This window comes from Streptomyces flavotricini (assembly GCF_020639365.1).
Lineage (GTDB): Bacteria > Actinomycetota > Actinomycetes > Streptomycetales > Streptomycetaceae > Streptomyces > Streptomyces flavotricini.
Map to the genome: position 1 here is coordinate 3019576 of NZ_JAINUL010000001.1, position 15371 is coordinate 3034946.

General features: G+C 73.2%; 18 protein-coding genes. 11 read left to right on the forward strand and 7 right to left on the reverse strand.

Annotation, left to right across the window (positions count from 1 at the left end):
- Nucleotides 1-272: 272 nt before the first annotated feature.
- Nucleotides 273-1016 (reverse strand): SDR family oxidoreductase, encoded by a 744-nt coding sequence (locus K7B10_RS13355; RefSeq protein ID WP_229336287.1) that lies wholly within the window; start codon nt 1014-1016, stop codon nt 273-275.
- 143 nt (nt 1017-1159) lie between these two features.
- Here K7B10_RS13355 and K7B10_RS13360 point away from each other — a divergent pair, with 143 nt between their 5' ends.
- On the forward strand, nt 1160-1741 hold the full coding sequence (locus K7B10_RS13360; protein ID WP_229336288.1) for a TetR/AcrR family transcriptional regulator: 582 nt from the start codon (nt 1160-1162) through the stop codon (nt 1739-1741).
- Here the strand turns inward: K7B10_RS13360 and K7B10_RS13365 are convergent.
- Nucleotides 1716-1856, reverse strand: a complete 141-nt coding sequence (locus K7B10_RS13365; RefSeq protein WP_229336289.1) for a hypothetical protein — start codon at nt 1854-1856, stop codon at nt 1716-1718. The genes K7B10_RS13360 and K7B10_RS13365 overlap by 26 nt on opposite strands.
- A gap of 350 nt (nt 1857-2206) precedes the next feature.
- Nucleotides 2207-3244 (reverse strand): alpha/beta hydrolase, encoded by a 1038-nt coding sequence (locus tag K7B10_RS13370; protein ID WP_229336290.1) that lies wholly within the window; start codon nt 3242-3244, stop codon nt 2207-2209.
- Nucleotides 3245-3389: 145 nt separating this feature from the next.
- Here K7B10_RS13370 and K7B10_RS13375 point away from each other — a divergent pair, with 145 nt between their 5' ends.
- Nucleotides 3390-3839 carry a hypothetical protein gene (locus K7B10_RS13375; RefSeq protein ID WP_229336291.1) on the forward strand — a complete coding sequence of 150 codons (450 nt, stop codon included), beginning with the start codon at nt 3390-3392 and terminating at the stop codon, nt 3837-3839.
- A gap of 19 nt (nt 3840-3858) precedes the next feature.
- Here K7B10_RS13375 and K7B10_RS13380 read toward each other — a convergent pair whose 3' ends face one another.
- Nucleotides 3859-4251 carry a nuclear transport factor 2 family protein gene (locus tag K7B10_RS13380; protein WP_229336292.1) on the reverse strand — a complete coding sequence of 131 codons (393 nt, stop codon included), beginning with the start codon at nt 4249-4251 and terminating at the stop codon, nt 3859-3861.
- Between the two features lie 110 nt (nt 4252-4361).
- Between K7B10_RS13380 and K7B10_RS13385 the strand changes: the two genes are divergently transcribed.
- The 5 genes from K7B10_RS13385 to K7B10_RS13405 all read left to right on the forward strand — a co-directional run bounded on the left by K7B10_RS13385 (nt 4362) and on the right by K7B10_RS13405 (nt 8191).
- Complete coding sequence (locus K7B10_RS13385; RefSeq protein ID WP_229336293.1) at nt 4362-4805, forward strand: MarR family winged helix-turn-helix transcriptional regulator; 444 nt, start codon at nt 4362-4364, stop codon at nt 4803-4805.
- A gap of 131 nt (nt 4806-4936) precedes the next feature.
- A complete protein-coding gene (locus K7B10_RS13390) occupies nt 4937-5638 on the forward strand; it encodes a VanZ family protein (protein ID WP_229336294.1) in 702 nt (233 codons plus the stop codon).
- A 242-nt stretch (nt 5639-5880) separates the two neighbouring features.
- Entirely contained in the window at nt 5881-6579 is a 699-nt protein-coding gene (locus tag K7B10_RS13395) for a response regulator transcription factor (protein ID WP_229336295.1), read from the forward strand.
- Nucleotides 6572-7654, forward strand: coding sequence for a sensor histidine kinase (locus K7B10_RS13400; RefSeq protein WP_229336296.1), 1083 nt, complete (start codon nt 6572-6574; stop codon nt 7652-7654). The genes K7B10_RS13395 and K7B10_RS13400 overlap by 8 nt, the downstream gene beginning before the upstream one ends.
- A gap of 138 nt (nt 7655-7792) precedes the next feature.
- A complete protein-coding gene (locus K7B10_RS13405; RefSeq protein ID WP_229336297.1) occupies nt 7793-8191 on the forward strand; it encodes an ATP-binding protein in 399 nt (132 codons plus the stop codon).
- Nucleotides 8192-8195: 4 nt separating this feature from the next.
- Here the strand turns inward: K7B10_RS13405 and K7B10_RS13410 are convergent, their stop codons facing one another.
- On the reverse strand, nt 8196-8810 hold the full coding sequence (locus tag K7B10_RS13410; protein WP_229336298.1) for a DJ-1/PfpI family protein: 615 nt from the start codon (nt 8808-8810) through the stop codon (nt 8196-8198).
- 178 nt (nt 8811-8988) lie between these two features.
- Here K7B10_RS13410 and K7B10_RS13415 point away from each other — a divergent pair, with 178 nt between their 5' ends.
- The 3 genes from K7B10_RS13415 to K7B10_RS13425 all read left to right on the forward strand — a co-directional run bounded on the left by K7B10_RS13415 (nt 8989) and on the right by K7B10_RS13425 (nt 13156).
- Nucleotides 8989-9552 (forward strand): MFS transporter, encoded by a 564-nt coding sequence (locus K7B10_RS13415; RefSeq protein WP_229336299.1) that lies wholly within the window; start codon nt 8989-8991, stop codon nt 9550-9552.
- Nucleotides 9553-9762: 210 nt separating this feature from the next.
- Nucleotides 9763-11709 carry a S53 family peptidase gene (locus K7B10_RS13420; protein ID WP_372481405.1) on the forward strand — a complete coding sequence of 649 codons (1947 nt, stop codon included), beginning with the start codon at nt 9763-9765 and terminating at the stop codon, nt 11707-11709.
- 526 nt (nt 11710-12235) lie between these two features.
- Nucleotides 12236-13156 (forward strand): aminoglycoside phosphotransferase family protein, encoded by a 921-nt coding sequence (locus K7B10_RS13425; RefSeq protein WP_229336301.1) that lies wholly within the window; start codon nt 12236-12238, stop codon nt 13154-13156.
- 41 nt (nt 13157-13197) lie between these two features.
- On the opposite strand, the gene K7B10_RS13430 is transcribed toward K7B10_RS13425, so the two are convergent.
- Nucleotides 13198-13587: a winged helix-turn-helix transcriptional regulator gene (locus K7B10_RS13430; RefSeq protein ID WP_229336302.1), complete on the reverse strand. Its 390-nt coding sequence runs from the start codon at nt 13585-13587 to the stop codon at nt 13198-13200.
- Between the two features lie 103 nt (nt 13588-13690).
- On the opposite strand from K7B10_RS13430, the gene K7B10_RS13435 reads away from it, so the two are divergent.
- Entirely contained in the window at nt 13691-14098 is a 408-nt protein-coding gene (locus K7B10_RS13435; RefSeq protein WP_229336303.1) for a RidA family protein, read from the forward strand.
- An 80-nt stretch (nt 14099-14178) separates the two neighbouring features.
- On the opposite strand, the gene K7B10_RS13440 is transcribed toward K7B10_RS13435, so the two are convergent.
- Nucleotides 14179-15255: an alpha/beta fold hydrolase gene (locus tag K7B10_RS13440; protein ID WP_229336304.1), complete on the reverse strand. Its 1077-nt coding sequence runs from the start codon at nt 15253-15255 to the stop codon at nt 14179-14181.
- Nucleotides 15256-15371 lie beyond the last annotated feature (116 nt).

Sequence of the window (15371 nt, forward strand, 5' to 3'; positions counted from 1 at the left end):
GCCCCGTACGGCGGGGGGGACGGGGTCGAGGGGGGGGGCGGGGACGGGGTCGGGGAGGGCGCGGGGGCCGCGCCGGCGCCCGCGCCCGGGGCGAGGGCGGCCAGCAGCAGCGCGGCGCAGACGGCGGCCGCGCGGCGCCGCGGCGCCGTGACACGTAGCGGATGTCCCACAGCGCGCTCCGTTCGTCGCGGCTGCATCTCCCGAGGCCTGCGAACAGGGTGGCACGCCCCGATCCCCCTCGCACGTCACCCGTCCCGGTCACCCGTCCGCGTCTACGCCTGTGCGGTGGGGCGGACGACGATGGCGCCGACGTCGACGTTGTCCGGCTGCTCGACGGCGTAGGCGATGGCGCGCGCGATGGCGTCCGGCGGGATCGCGATCGCGTCCATGCGGTCGCGCACCTGCGCCCGCATCTCCGCGGACATGGAGTCCGGGAAGTCGGTACGCGTGACACCCGGCGAGACGACCGTGACGCGCAGGCTGTCGCCCGCCTCCTGGCGCAGTCCCTCGGAGAGGGTGCGCACGGCGTTCTTGGTGGCGGCGTACACCGCCTGGAGCGGGACGACGCGCAGTCCGGCCGTGGAGACCGTGTTGACGAAGTGCCCGGTGCCCTGCTCGCGGAAGACCGGCAGCGCGGCGGCGATCCCGTACAGGACGCCCTTGAGGTTGACGTCGATCATCCGCTCCCAGTCCTCGACGCGGACCTCGTCGAGGGGGGAGATCAGGCCGATTCCGGCGTTGCCGACGAGGACGTCGAGCCTGCCGAACCGGCCGCGCGCCAGTTCGACGAGCCCGGTCAGGTCCTCGCGCACCGTGACGTCGGTGCGCGTCCAGGCGGCTTCTCCGCCGGCCGCTTCGATGCGGGCGGCCAGGGCCTCGAGCCGCTCCGTGCGGCGCGCCCCGAGGACGACCTTGGCGCCGCGTTCGGCGAGCAGCAGGGCGGTCGCCTCGCCGATACCGCTGCCGGCGCCCGTGATCGCCACGACCTTGCCTTCGATTCCCGATGTTCCCGACATGTTCGGCAGTCCTTCCAGGAGCGATACGGGCAGGCCAGGGCATGCCCTAGAGTCAAGTGGAGGCGCCACCACTTATCGCAGGCTAACTGGGCGCGCCTCCACTTAGCAAACGGCGAGAACGAGAGAGAGGACGGCGGTAGCCGATGACCCCGGACGCAGCACGCCCGCTGAGAGCCGACGCGCAACGCAACAGGGACAAGATCCTGGCCGCCGCGGTACGGGTGTTCACCGAGGAGGGACTGGACGCGCACCTCGAACGGATCGCCAGGGAAGCGGGCGTGGGCACCGCGACCCTGTACCGCAACTTCCCCACCCGCGAGGCGCTCGTCGAGGAGGCCTACCGCAACGAAGTGGCCCGGCTGCGCGACGTCGTCCCCGAGCTGCTGGCGGCGCAGCCGCCGTACGAGGCGCTGCGCGCGTGGACCCGCCTCTTCATGGACTACGCCACGGCCAAACTGGGCATGGCCGACGCCCTGCGCGCCATCGCCGCTTCGGGGAGCAACCCGTACGCCCACAGCCACGACATGATCCGGACCGCCATCGCCGCTCTGATGGACGCGTGCGCCGAAGCGGGCGCGATCCGGAGCGACATCGGCCCGACCGACATGTTCGCGGCCCTCGCCGGCATCGCCCTCACCTCGGCGCAACCCGAACAGCGCGAGCAGGCCGAACGCCTCCTGGACCTCACCCTGGACGGACTCAGACCCCCTCGATGGCCGCGATGACCGCACGTGCCCACGCGGCGGGCGGCGGGGTGTCCAGGAGGGCGGCGAGGCGGGCGGTGTGCGCCCGCCGTTGCGCGGGGGACATCGCCACCGCGATGCGCAGCTTCTCCACCATGTCCGTTGGGGCTGGCCGGCGGCCGCCCGTGTCCCTCGTACCGCTGCCACGGCGGACGGTGGTATCCGATCACCACGCGCCGGGGGCGCCGCAGCCGCACCCAGCCGAGCCGTTCCCGTACGTGCAGTACGGCGGCGGCGCCGTCGAGTGCCGGGTGGTGGACCAGGTACGCGGCGGCCAGGTAGCAGGAGCAACGGCCCTGCTGTGCCACGGAGTCCTGGTGCACGAGTCGATCCTCGGTGGCACGGCAGTACCCCTTCCTGTGAACGGGCAGCTGCTCCAGCGTTGCCCCGGGCGGCGCGCGGGCGCCTCGGGAGCGCACGCGGCTCGGCCGTTGGAGTGACGCCCGGCTACCGCCGGGGCGCCGAGTCGGCCGGCCCGGTGAGGAGGCGTTGGAGCCAGTGGGTGCGGGTTTCGCGGGCGGCTCGGGTGAGGGCGGCCGCGGGGGCCAGGCCGTCGAAGCCGTGGCAGGCGCCGGGCCAGACGTGGAGTTCGGCCTGGCCGCCGGCCTGCCAGATGGCGTTCGCGTACGCCACGTCCTCGTCGCGGTAGATCTCGGCCGATCCGACCTCGATGAAGGCGGGCGGGAGTCCGGAGAGGTCCGTGGCGCGGGCGGGTGCGGCGTAGGGCGGCAGGTCCGCGGCGCCGCGGCGGTCGCCCAGCAGGGCCTGCCAGCCCGTGGTGCTGGAGGTGAGGTCCCATACGCCGGAGCCGGTCATCTGGTGGCTGGAGAAGGTGGCGCCGCGGTCGTCGAGCATGGGGCAGAGCAGCAGTTGGCCCAGGGGGACGGGCCCGCCGCGGTCGCGGGTCAGGAGGGCGAGGGCCGCGGCGAGGCCGCCGCCGGCGCTCTTGCCGCCGATGACGATGCGGTCGGGGTCGATGCCGAGTTCGCCGGCGTGGCCGGCCGCCCAGACGAGACCGGCGTAGCAGTCCTCCAGGGGTTCGGGGTACCGCGCCCGCGGCGCGAGCCGGTACTCGACGGAGACGACGGCCAGCTCCAGCGGGAGGGCCCATTCGCGCAGGATCCGCGGCAGCACGGACCAGGCGTTGCCCATGACCATGCCGCCGCCGTGCAGGTAGTAGAGGAGGGGCAGCGGCCGCCCCGCGAGAGCGGACGGGCGGGCGCCGACCAGGGTGACGGCGGGGGCGCCCGGCGCTCCCGGGACCTGGAACTCCGTCACCTCGAAGCGGCCGTCCGCGCACAGGTCCTCGGCGGTCGGGCGGGGCCGGGACGTGGCGTCCCGCTCCTGCCGGGCGGCGAGGTTCTCCGGGGTGATCGGCTCCCGCGACTCCTCGTCCAGGGCCGCGAGCGCGACGGCCAGTTCGGGGTCGAAGGGGGGTGCGGGCAGCCCTGTCGGCGACTGGTTTCCTGGTCCGATGAGAGCCATGCGTCTTATCCCATCACACCGTCAGACGGCGTCGGCCGGACGGCACATGACAGCTGTCATACGGCACGGGTGACCCGGGGCTCTGCCCCGAGGTCCCTCACCCCGGCCAGACTGTGATCATCACACCGATCACGGGGGCGACAGCATGAACATCCTGGAGAAGAAGACCGGGGACGCGCCGGCCGAGGCGATCGACACCGGCGCCCTGACTCCGGCCGACTACCGGCTGCCCCTCTGGTTCTTCGGCTTCGAGGGCGTGCTCGCGGCCGCCTTCGACATCCTGAAGGCCTTCCCCACGGTCTGGCCCGTGCTGCTGGTCCTGCTGGCCGTGAACATCGTCGTCTCGCTGACGATGATGCGCAGGCGGATCAAGCTCGCCAAGGCGCTGTGGCGCGGCAAGGAGACCCGCAAGCTCGCCTTCGCGCTCATCGCCCTGCGGGTCGGCAGCCACTTCGCCCTGAACGCCGTGGGCCTGGCCGTGACCTCGACGCTCGGCCACGTGCTCTTCGCCCTCGTCATGAGCGCGATGACGATCGGCGTGCTGGCCTACTCCCAGGAGACCGCAGTCCGCGCCCTGAGCCAGTCCGCGCCCTGAGCCGCTCCGCGGAAACCGTCTAGCGGGCGCTGCCGATGTTGCGGTCGGCGGCGGAGCCCTCGAGCATCAGGGTGGTCTCCTCGATGCGGTCGAACCGGCCGTCGGGGGCGAGGTCGGCGAACACGTAGACCTCCATGCGCACGGTCGAGCCGTCCTTCTTCGTGATGTGGGCGGTGTGCCGGTCGGCGTACTTGCCGCCGTCGTACAGCTCCTCGTGGACCACGACGTGGCCGTCGGCCACCACGCCGCGGACGTGCTTGATGTGCTCTACGAACCCGGCGCGGTCGGCCCACTCCCCGTCCGTGCGCTGGCGGTATTGCGGGGTGAAGTGGCGGTCGGCGGCCTCCTCGACGGTCAGGTCGCGGTTGAAGATCAGGTCGTTGAGGGCGGCCTCTATACCGGTGCGGTTCATGGGATTTCCTTACGGGCGAGGGAATGAAGGAGGAAGAAATGCGTGCGCTTCGCACGCTTCTCCTTCACTGTAGCAGCAACAGCGTGCGCGGCGCACGCTATTCTTGGGGGGTGGAGAACCAAGCAGGTCACGAGATCGCGGACGCGCTGGGCATGCTGCTCAGGCGCAGTACGCGCACGCAGTTGCACCGGCGGCTCACCGAGGGCATGGGCGAGGCGGTGGACGAGCTGACGTACCCGGTCCTCAGCACCCTGGCCCGGACCGGCCCCCGCAGCGCCGCCGACCTGGCCCCCGACGTCGGGGTCGACCGCTCCGGCGTCACCCGCCGCGCCTCCCGCCTGGAGGCCGCCGGCCTCATCCGCCGCGAGCCGGACCCCGCCGACGGGCGCGCGTACCTGCTCGTCCTCACGGAGGAGGGCCGGGCCGCGGTGGCGGAACTCCGGGACCGCCTGGCCGCGCACATCATGGCGAGCCTCTCCTCGTGGCCCCCGGGCGAGGCCGAACGCTTCGCCCACGACCTGCACCGTTTCATGACCGGGGGGCCGTTCTCCTAGGCCGGGTGTCCGACGGGCCACTCGAACCGGGGCGAGCCGCCTGCCCGTATCGCGGGCTTGTCGCGGGCATATCGCGGGCGTATCGAAAAGCGCATACGGCGCCGCAACAGCCCTCCGTCTCCCATGGGGGCATGAACCACGACGCATCCCTGTCGGCTCCGGCCCGCCGTGCGCGCGGCGGCGTGCTCCTCGGCCTCGCGGCACTCGGCCTGGCGGGCGCCCTGTTCGTCCTGCGCCGGCCGCTCATGATGTCCGCTCCGCGGTGCCTGGCCGGGCGGTGGCACGGCTGCTACGACACGTTCAACGGGGTCGTGCTCATGACGCTGGTCACGCTGCCGCCGGCCGTACTGGTGGCGTGGGCCCTGGCCCGGCGCCGGCGGGACGCCGTCGGCGCCGCCACGGCACGGCGGATCTCCCTGGCCGACGTGGGCATGGTGCACGGGACCGTTCCGTTCCTCTGGCTGACCATGATGCCGGGCGCCGCGCCCGGTACCGCCCCCGCCCGGGTGAGCCTGGTGCCGCTGCGGGACCTGGTCACGATGGGGCCGCTCGGGATCGTCGGCAACCTGCTGGTCTTCGCGGCGCTCGGGGCCTTCGCCCCGATGCGGTTCGCCGCCGTGGCGTCCCTGCCGCGGATCCTGGCGCTCGGGGCGGGCTGCTCGGCCCTGGTCGAGACCGCGCAGTACGTCCTGCGGCTGGACCGGGTGTCCTCCGTCGACGACGTACTGGTCAACGCCGCCGGCGCCGTACTGGCCGGGCTGGCGTCGCGCCGCTGGTGGCGCGCGCCCTCGCGCGGGTCCGCGCACACGCCGGCGACGTGTCCCGCCGCCTAAGGGCTGTCCCGCGATCCGCGGTGGGTCAGCGCGCGGCGTCAGATGGGGTGCATCGCAAGGCGAAGGGTCGTCCTCATACCGGGCCCCGGGCGTATGCGGGCGATCCCGACAGCGCGGCGAGGTGCCGTAGCCGGCGCCGCGCGCCCGCCGGGGATCACGGGACAGCCCTTGGGGGGTGTCCCGCCGATCGGGCCGGGCTCGCGGGGTCGGCCCGACCGACAAGACACCCCTAGGCTTCCGACATGCGCGTACTGATCGTGGAGGACGAGCCCTACCTGGCCGAGGCCGTCCGTGACGGCCTGCGGCTGGAGGCGATCGCCGCCGACATCGCCGGCGACGGCGACTCGGCCCTGGAACTGCTCGGCGTCCACTCCTACGACCTCGCGGTCCTCGACCGCGACATCCCCGGCCCCTCCGGCGACGAGGTCGCCCGGCGCATCGTCGCCTCCGGCAGCGGCATCCCGATCCTCATGCTCACCGCCGCCGACCGGATCGACGACAAGGCCTCCGGGTTCGGGCTCGGCGCCGACGACTACCTCACCAAGCCGTTCGACCTGCGGGAACTCGTCCTGCGGCTGAGGGCCCTCGACCGCAGGCGCGCGCACGCCCGGCCCCCGGTCCGCGAACTCGCGGGCCTGCGGCTCGACCCGTTCCGCCGGGAGGTCTTCCGCGACGGACGCCACGTCGCGCTCACCCGCAAGCAGTTCGCGGTGCTGGAAGTCCTCGCCGCCGCCGAGGGCGGGGTCGTCAGTGCCGAAGAGCTGCTGGAACGGGCCTGGGACGAGAACGCCGACCCCCTCACCAACGCCGTGCGCATCACCGTCTGCGCACTGCGCAAGCGGCTCGGCGAACCGTGGGTGATCGCCACGGTGCCCGGCGTCGGCTACCGGATCGACGCCGGTACGGACACCACCGACCCCGGCCGTACGCCGCGTGGATAGGCGTCCCGGGCTCAGCGCCCGGCTGAAACTCGCCCTCAGCTACGCGGGCTTCCTCGCCGTCGCCGGCGCCCTCCTGCTGGCCGTGGTGTGGGGGTTCCTGCTGCGCCACGTACCCGACAACTCCAGGGGCCTGCTGGGGATCTCGCCCAACCGCTACCTCCTCGTGCACACCTTCGCCCCCGCGGCGGCCGTCACCATGGCCTTCCTGCTCGTGTTCGGCCTCGTCGGGGGATGGGTCCTCGCCGGCCGGATGCTCGCACCGCTGACGCGGATCGGGGACGCGGCGCGTAGGGCGGGGAACGGGTCGCTGTCCCACCGGATCCACCTGCCGGGCCGCCAGGACGAATTCCGTGAGCTCTCCGACGCGTTCGACTCGATGCTCGGGCAGCTCGAGTCCCACGTCGCCGAGCAGCGGCGGTTCGCCGCGAACGCCTCCCACGAACTGCGCACCCCGCTGGCGATCTCGCGGACGCTCCTCGACGTCGCCCGCAAGGACCCCGCGCGGGACCGGGGCGAGCTCATCGAGCGGCTGTACGCGGTCAACACGCGGGCGATCGACCTCACCGAGGCCCTCCTGCTGCTCGGCCGCGGCGACAGCGCGACCTTCGTCCGCGAGGGCGTCGACCTCTCCCTCCTCGCCGAGGAAGCCGCCGAAACACTGCTCCCGCTCGCCGAGCGGCGCGGGATCACGCTCGACGTCACCGGCGGGGCGGCCCCGGCCGGCGGCTCCGCGGAGCTCCTGCTGCGGGTGGTGACGAACCTCGTCCAGAACGCCGTCGTCCACAACCTCCCCTCCGGGGGTACCGTGACGGTCCACACCGAGGCGTACGGCGACACGAGCGTGCTGCGGGTCGAGAACACGGGTCCCCGGCTCGCGCCGGAGCTGGCGGCGACCCTCACCGAGCCCTTCCGTCGCGGGGCGGAACGCGTGCGCACCTGCGACGATCACGCCGGTGTCGGCCTCGGCCTGGCCATCGTGCGCAGCATCGTCCGCGCCCACGACGGCACCCTCGGCCTGCTCCCCCGCCCCGACGGGGGTCTCCTCGTCACGGTCCGGCTTCCGGGCACCGGGTAGGTCCGTGCGGCGGGCGGCCGAAGGGACGAGTCGCGGGGGGCCGGGATCGGCCGTCCGGGCGGTGTGACCATGAGGCCGGCGAACCTAGCGTGGAAGGACCGCAACCGCAGGGGGGACCTGCTGGGATCGGAGGCACTCGTGCCTGCTCACCGCGTCGACATCGTGCTCCCTGCCACGCCCGAGGCCGCCCGTTCGGCCCGGCGGGCCCTGTCCGCGGCCGCCATCGGCGGCGCGGTCGCGGACGACGCCCGCCTGCTCGTGACCGAAGCCGTCACCAACGCGGTCCGCCACACGGTGAGCACCCACATCCGCATGGTGGTGGACGTCGAAGCGGGCACCGGCCGGCTGCTGTGCGCCCTGCGCGACGAAGCCCCCCACCTCGGCCCCGCGGACCGGACCCCCGCGGGCTGCGCGGAGCGCGAGTCCGGGCGGGGGCTCGGTCTGATCGCCGCCCTCAGCCAGTCCTGGGGCGTGGCCACGGACGGGGCCGGCAAGTGGGTCTGGTTCCGGCTCGGTGCCTCCGCGAACCGCTCCTGAGGGGTCAGCGCGGTACGGAGGCCGACTCCGGAGCGCGGATGGCGCGCAGTACGCGCTCCACCGTCTCCCGCTGCTCGCCCACGGGGGCCGCGTAGCCGATGGCGCCGCGCGCGGCCTCCTCGCCGAGCGTACGGGTGATCACCCACGCGGCGAGGTACTGCGAGGCCAGGCAGCCGCCCGCCGTGGCGATGTTGCCCTCGGAGTGGAAGGGCGCGTCCAGGACGGTGACCCCGCAGGCCTCGACGTACGGCCGGCTCGTCAGGTCCGCGCAGGCCGGCATCCCGCCCAGCAGCCCGAGCCGGGCGAGGACCAGCGCGCCGGAGCACTGCGAGCCAATCAGCTGCCGTGCGGGGTCCAGGGGCAGCCGGGCGAGCAGCCGGTCGTCGGCGACCACGTCGCGCGTCCTCACCCCGCTGCCGATCAGTACGACGTCGGCCTCCGGGATGAACTCCATGGGGCGCTGGCCGCTGACCTCGACGCCGTTCATCGAGGTCACCACGGGCGTCGGTGTGGTGATGAAGGCTTCCAGGCCGTCCCTGCGGCACCGGTTGACCAGGGCCGACGCGATGAAGCTGTCGAGTTCGTTGAACCCGTCGAACGTGACCACCGCAACCTGCATGACGACCTCCTGAGCACGGCGTTCGGGGGGCCAGCCTCTCAGGTGCGCGGCCGGCGGGTCCCAGGCCAATCCCCGGGTGTTGGCCTGCCACCTCCCCCACTGCATCAACATCGATGCATCAGAAAAAATGGATAACCTCCGTGTCGTGGCCCACGCCGGGCGGCGTCCTCGTCTGCACATGAGCGCGCTCGAAGCCGGTCTGGCGCTCGCGCCGTCCTCACTCGTGTCGATGGCCGTGGGCCCCTTCGCGGGGCGGCTTTCGGACCGGATCGGCGGCAACTACCCGCTGATGGCGGGGCTTTCGCTGGACGCGGCGGGGATGGCTGCGATCGTTCTGGTCGCCGGAGCGGCGACGCCCTGGTACCTGTTCGCGCCGGCGCCGGCGGTGACGGGCCTGGGCGTCGGGTGCGTGGTGGCGCCGATGTCGACGCAGGCGATGCGGAAGGTGGAGCCGCGGCCGGCCGGTGCGGCGTCGGCGGTGAACAACACGATCCGCCAGATCGGCTCGGTCATCGGGGCGGCCTCGGTCGGGGCGCCGCTGCGGGGGCGGCCGGCCGTGGAGCTCGCCGCGGGCACGGCGTACGCGGACGCCTTCGTGGCGACCCTGCACGTGACGGCGGCGCTGCCGATCGCAGCCCTGGGGACGGCGCTACTGCTGTGCCTCCTGGCACGCAACCAGACGAAGCAGCCGGAGCCGCAGCCGCAGCCCGTACGCGCGACCGCCGAAGCGGCAGCCTCCTAGAGGGTGTCCGGTGCCGCCACGCCGATGGGCGGGTGGCCGCGCCTGCCGGTGCGTCAATTCTGTTTCCTGGACAGGTCTTTGGGGTTTCTTGATCACCCCGTGCCCCTGACGTGAAGGGTTCCTGACAAGAGTTGCGGCCGTGCGCCGCGCACATCGTGCCGGTCCGCGTACCCAGCTCGCGACAGACTCCACTTCACTGCAGGGGATGACATGAGAAGCACCCGCACAGGGCGCCGCACCCTAGGTGTCATGGCAGCGACACTCCCGTTGCTCACCGGCGCGTTCGCCCTCGCGATACCGCCCGCGCAGGCGGCCGGGCCGGTCCCCGGAGGGCGGTCCGCCCTGGAGGGCACCCAGCCCTCCTGGGCCACCGCATCCGCCGACCAGGGCGCGGTCGCCCCGTCCGCGAAGGTGAACGCCCGGGTGTACCTGGCCGGGCGGGACGCGAAGGGCCTCGGCGCCTACGCCGAGGCCGTCTCGGACCCGCGGTCCTCCGCTTACGGGAAGTACCTGAGCCCCGCCGAGGCGCGGACGCGGTTCGGGCCGACCGCCGACCAGATCGGGGCCGTCACCCAGTGGCTCCGGCAGGCGGGTCTCACCGTCACCGGTTCCGACCAGCACTACATATCCGTCTCCGGGGACGTGGCGGCGGCGGAGAGGGCGTTCGCCACCCAGCTGCGCGACTACCGCAAGGGCGACAAGGTCTACCGGGCCCCCGCGAGGACGGCGTCCGCCCCCGCGGACCTGGCCGGCGCCGTGCTCACCGTGACCGGTCTGGACGACGCGCCGCACCGGTCCGCGCACCAGGACGCCCTGCCGGGCCCGGGCGCCGGGTTCCGCAACGCCGGCCCCTTCTCCACCTACTTCGGGTCGAACGTGGCGAAGACCCTTCCCGACGCCAACGGCACGAAGATCCCCTACGCGGTCAAGGGATACACGGGGCGGCAGCTGCGCGCGGCCTACGGCGCGAACGGGTACACCGGTCAGGGCGTGACCGTCGCCATCACCGACGCGTACGCCTCGCCGACCATCGCCCAGGACGCGCGGCAGTACGCCCAGCGCAACGGCGACAAGGCCTACAGGCCCAACCAGCTCCGCCAGGTCGTGCCCGCCGACTACACGGCGACCGAGGAGTGCGACGCGTCCGGCTGGTACGGGGAGGAGACCCTCGACGTCGAGGCCGTGCACGCCGTCGCACCGGACGCGGGCATCGTGTACGTCGCGGGCGCCTCGTGCAACGACCCGGACCTCCTCGACGCCCTGAACAAGGTCGTCGACAGCCGGCTGGCCGACATCGTCTCCAACTCGTGGGGCGACATCGAGGCCAACGAGACCCCGGACGTCGCGGCGGCCTACGACCAGACGTTCAAGCTGGGTGCCGTCGAGGGCATCGGCTTCTACTTCTCCTCGGGCGACGACGGGGACGAGGTCGCCAACACGGGGAAGAAGCAGGTCGACACCCCGGCCAACTCGGCATGGGTGACGGCGGTGGGCGGCACCTCACTGGCCGTGGGCAAGGGCGACACCTACCAGTTCGAGACGGGCTGGGGCACGCTCAAGGCCCCGCTGAGCGCCGACGGCACCAGCTGGACGGGCTTCCCGGGCGTCTACACGAGCGGCGCGGGCGGCGGCACGAGTTCGACGGTCGCCCAGCCCGCCTACCAGCGGGGCGTCGTACCCGACTCCCTCGCCAAGGCGAACGGCGCCGCGCGGATGCGCACCGTTCCGGACATCGCGGCCATCGCGGACCCCAACACCGGATTCCTCGTGGGGCAGACGCAGACCTGGCCCGACGGCTCGGTCTCGTACGACGAGTACCGCATCGGCGGCACCTCGCTGGCCGCCCCGGTGATCGCCGCGGTGCAGGCGCTGGCGCAGCAGGCCCGCCACCTGCCGATCGGCTTCGCGAACCCCGCGATCTACGCCCGGTCCGGGACCCCGCTGTACCACGACGTCACGGACCACCCGCTGGGCAAGGACCGTGACCTCGCCGTCGCCCGCGTCGACTTCGCGAACACCGTCGACGCCGCGGACGGGCTGCTGACCTCGGTCCGCAGCCTCGGCAAGGACAGCTCGCTGGCCGCCGTCCGCGGCTACGACGTGGTGACGGGCGTCGGGTCACCGGGCCCGGGCTACGTCTCCTCGTACCGCTGGTAGCCTCCGCCGCAACCGTCGCCCGGGACCCGTAGGCCCGGGCACCGGCACGCGCCGACGAAGCCGGACGGCCGGCGTCAGGCGTCGGGCGTCGGGCGTCGGGCGTCGGGCGTCGGGCGTCGGGCGTCGGGCGTCGGGCGTCGGGCGTCGGGCGGGCCAGCATCTCGGGCGCGAGGCGCTCCGCGAGGGCCTCCAACAAGGCGACGGCCTGGGCGTGTTCGGCGGGGTCGCTCGTTCCGAGCGCGGTGGACGGGGCGCCGTCGACGGAGGCGGAGGCGACCTCCGCCCGCCGGTCGGACATCCCGGGGCTGCCCGCACGAGGGCGCGGCGCCGGTCAGCGGGTTCGGTGGGCGTAGACGTCGAGCATCACGATCAGGACCGATCGCGTGCCGGTCGTGCGCTTGCCGACTCCGCCGGTCGGGATGGCCTCTTCGTCGATCTTCATCAGCGTCCGGCCCAGCAGGACCCCTCGCCCCGCCGCGGGAAAACCCTTGGCGGGGCCACCTGTCCGGCGGGTACGTTCCGCCCCATGTCCGGTACGAACACGAAGATGCATGCCCACGAGGTGGACATCGACGAGGCTCTCGTCGAGCGGCTGATCGCGGCGCAGTTCCCGCAGTGGGCGCAGCTGCCCATACGGAAGGTGCGCTCGGCCGGCACCGACAACGCCATGTACCGGCTCGGCGCGGACAAGACCGTACGGCTGCCCCGCATCGCCGATGCCGAAGGCCAGGTCGGCAAGGAACAGCGGTGGCTGCCGCACCTCGCCCCGCACCTGCCGCTGCAGGTGCCCGTGCCGCTGGGGCAGGGGGTTCCGGGCGAGGGGTTCCCGTTCGCCTGGTCGGTGTACCGCTGGCTCGACGGGGCGAACCTCTTCGACGAGCCCCTCGCCGAACTGCACTCAGCCGCTGCCGAGTTGGGGAACTTCGTCGCGGCGCTGCGGCGCATCGGCACGTCCGGCGCACCGCGGTCGTTCCGGGGCGGGCCGGTGGGTACGGCCGACGACGAGGTCCGCGCGGCGATCCGGGACCTGGGCGCCGACGGCACGCTGGACGCGGAGGCCGCGACCGCCGCGTGGGAGGCGGCCGTTCGCGTACCGCAGTGGGAGGGCGCGCCCGTCTGGCTGCACGGCGATCTGCTGCCGGGGAACCTCCTCGGCCACGAGGGCCGGCTCACCGCGGTCATCGACTTCGGCTGCGTGGGCGTGGGCGATCCCGCGTGCGACGTGATGGCGGCCTGGACCCTGTTGTCCGCCGACACCCGCGAGGTGTTCCGCGAGGCGGCGGGCGTGGACGACGCGACCTGGGCCCGCGGCCGCGGCTGGGCCCTGCGCTTCGGGCTCACGGCGGAGCACTACTACCGCGTGACCAACCCGGTCCTGGCCGCGGTCGCGCACCGGGCGTCGGCCGAGGCCATCGCCGACCACCACGGCCGCCCTCACCGTCCCTGACATCCCTGGCATCCCAGACGCCCCTGACAACCCCTGACGCGCTACTTCCCGGCGTCGAAGCGGCGGCACGCGGCCTCGATCTCGCCGACGTACCGGTGGGTCCAGGTGCACAGGCCGTCGATCGTCTCGCGCAGGGCCGTGCCCGGCTCGGTGAGGGCGTATTCGACCCGCGGCGGCACGGTGGGGTACACGGTGCGCCGCAGCAGCCCGTACCGCTCCAGCATGCGCAGGTTCTGGGTGAGCATCTTGTGGCTGATGCCCTCGACTTCGCCCCGCAGCTCACCGAAGCGCAGGGTGTCGTCCCCGAGGGCTTCGATGATCAGGAGCGCCCATTTGTTGGCGACGCCGGAGAAGATCTCCCGCCCCAGGGAGTCGGCGCGCCGCACGTCCGCTTCATCGCGCGGTACGCCGCTGAGCTGCTTGGTCACCATCAGGTTCCCCAGTCACCGAAAAGTGCGTTCTTCCATGTCACCGGCCACTCTCCTACGGTTCCTGAGTAACCACAAGAGAGCGTGAACGAGGAGGCTCCGCATCATGGCCGTGACCCTGGTGAACCCGACCGGACTGCCCGAGGTCCCCGTCTACCGGCAGGTGTCGGTCGCTGCCGGTTCGAAGCTGGTCTTCGTCGCCGGGCAGGTGGCCTGGGACGCCGACGGGGTCACCGTCGGCGAAGGCGACCTCGCCGCCCAGGTCGAGCGGTGCTACCTCAACGTCGCCACCGCCCTGGCCGGGGCCGGCGGCTCGTTCGCGGACGTGGCGAAGCTGACCGTGTACGTCGTCGACTGGACTCCGGACAAGATGCCGCTGCTGCTGGAGGGGGTCGCGCGGGCGGCCGCGAAGCTGGGCGTCACCCCCGTCCCCCCGGCCAGCCTGCTGGGCGTCGCGGCCCTCGACGTGCCGGAGCACCTGGTCGAGATCGAGGCCACCGCGGTCCTCGACTGAGGTTTCGGGCGGGGAGGGCGGCGAGGGCCCGGCGGGCGGGCGAGGTTCCCACAGGGCGGCGAGGGCCCGGCAGACGCCTCTCACGCGGCCGCGCGGTGGGCCACCAGCGGTCGGACGCGGGTCAGCATGAGGTCCAGGAACCGGTCCGGGTGGCGGAAGGACGCGAAGTGGCTCGCGTCCTCGATCAGGGCGAACTCCTTGACCGGGGCCTGCACCTCGTCGAAGAAGGACCGGGCGCGCCCGGGCGGGGTGATGACGTCCCGGTCGCCCTGGAAGACGAAGAACGGCACCTCGAAGCGCGTGCCGTCGGCGCGGTCGTCGAAGGCCGCGAGGTCGGGGGTCAGCCGCGCGGAGAACTTCATGCCCGCGAAGTACCGGCCGATCTCGCGCAGCGAGTGCAGCGGGGAGAACCAGAGCGAGCCCAGCACCACCCGCTTGAGGGTGTCGAGCGTCAGGGGGTCGGAGGCCACGGTCAGCTTGTCGTACGAAGCCCGCTGATCGGCGGTCATCCGGTGCGGGGCGCAGCCCATCTCCCGCGCCGCGGCCGCGTCCTTGTGCCGGCCGGCCGCGTGCAGGCGGGCCAGGAGCGCCTCGTGGACGGAGGTGTCGCGGCCGGCGTCCAGGATGTTCTGGTCGGTGCCGACGTACGCGGAGTACAGCTCGGGGTGGCTGCGGGCCAGGCGCAGGCCGAAGACGCTGCCGAGCGAGCTCGCGACGAGGACGACCCGGTCGGCGGCGAGCCGGCGGCGGGCGTACCGGGTGACGTCGAGGGCGTCCTCGTACAGCCGGGCGAAGCTCATCTCGCCCTGCCCCCGCGGGCCGGAGCGGCCGAAGGTCTTGCCCGCGCCGCGCATGTCCCAGCGCACGACCGTGAAGTGCTTCTCCCAGGAGCGGGTGCGCGTGCCGAAGATCGAGTGGGAGGCGCCGGGGCCGCCGTGGATCTCGACCAGTACCGGGTTGGACGTGTCCTCGCCGCGGATCGAGATCCACTGCTCGATGCCGCCGATCCGGACGAATCCCTGCTCGTCGATGCCGTTCGGGGTGTCGATGCGCAGGAGCCGGGCGCCCCGGGCGCGGCGCACGGCGCGGTGGCCGAGCAGCCCGGCGACCGGCGCGGCGAGGAGTACGGGGACGGTGGCGGCGGCTTCGGCGAGCATCGGGACTCCTCGGACGACGAGAACTGTGTACGCAATAAGCGATTACGTTTATGTAATATACAGTTCCTTGGCGCACCGTCAACAGGTCCGGCGCGCACGGCGATCCGAGGAACGGG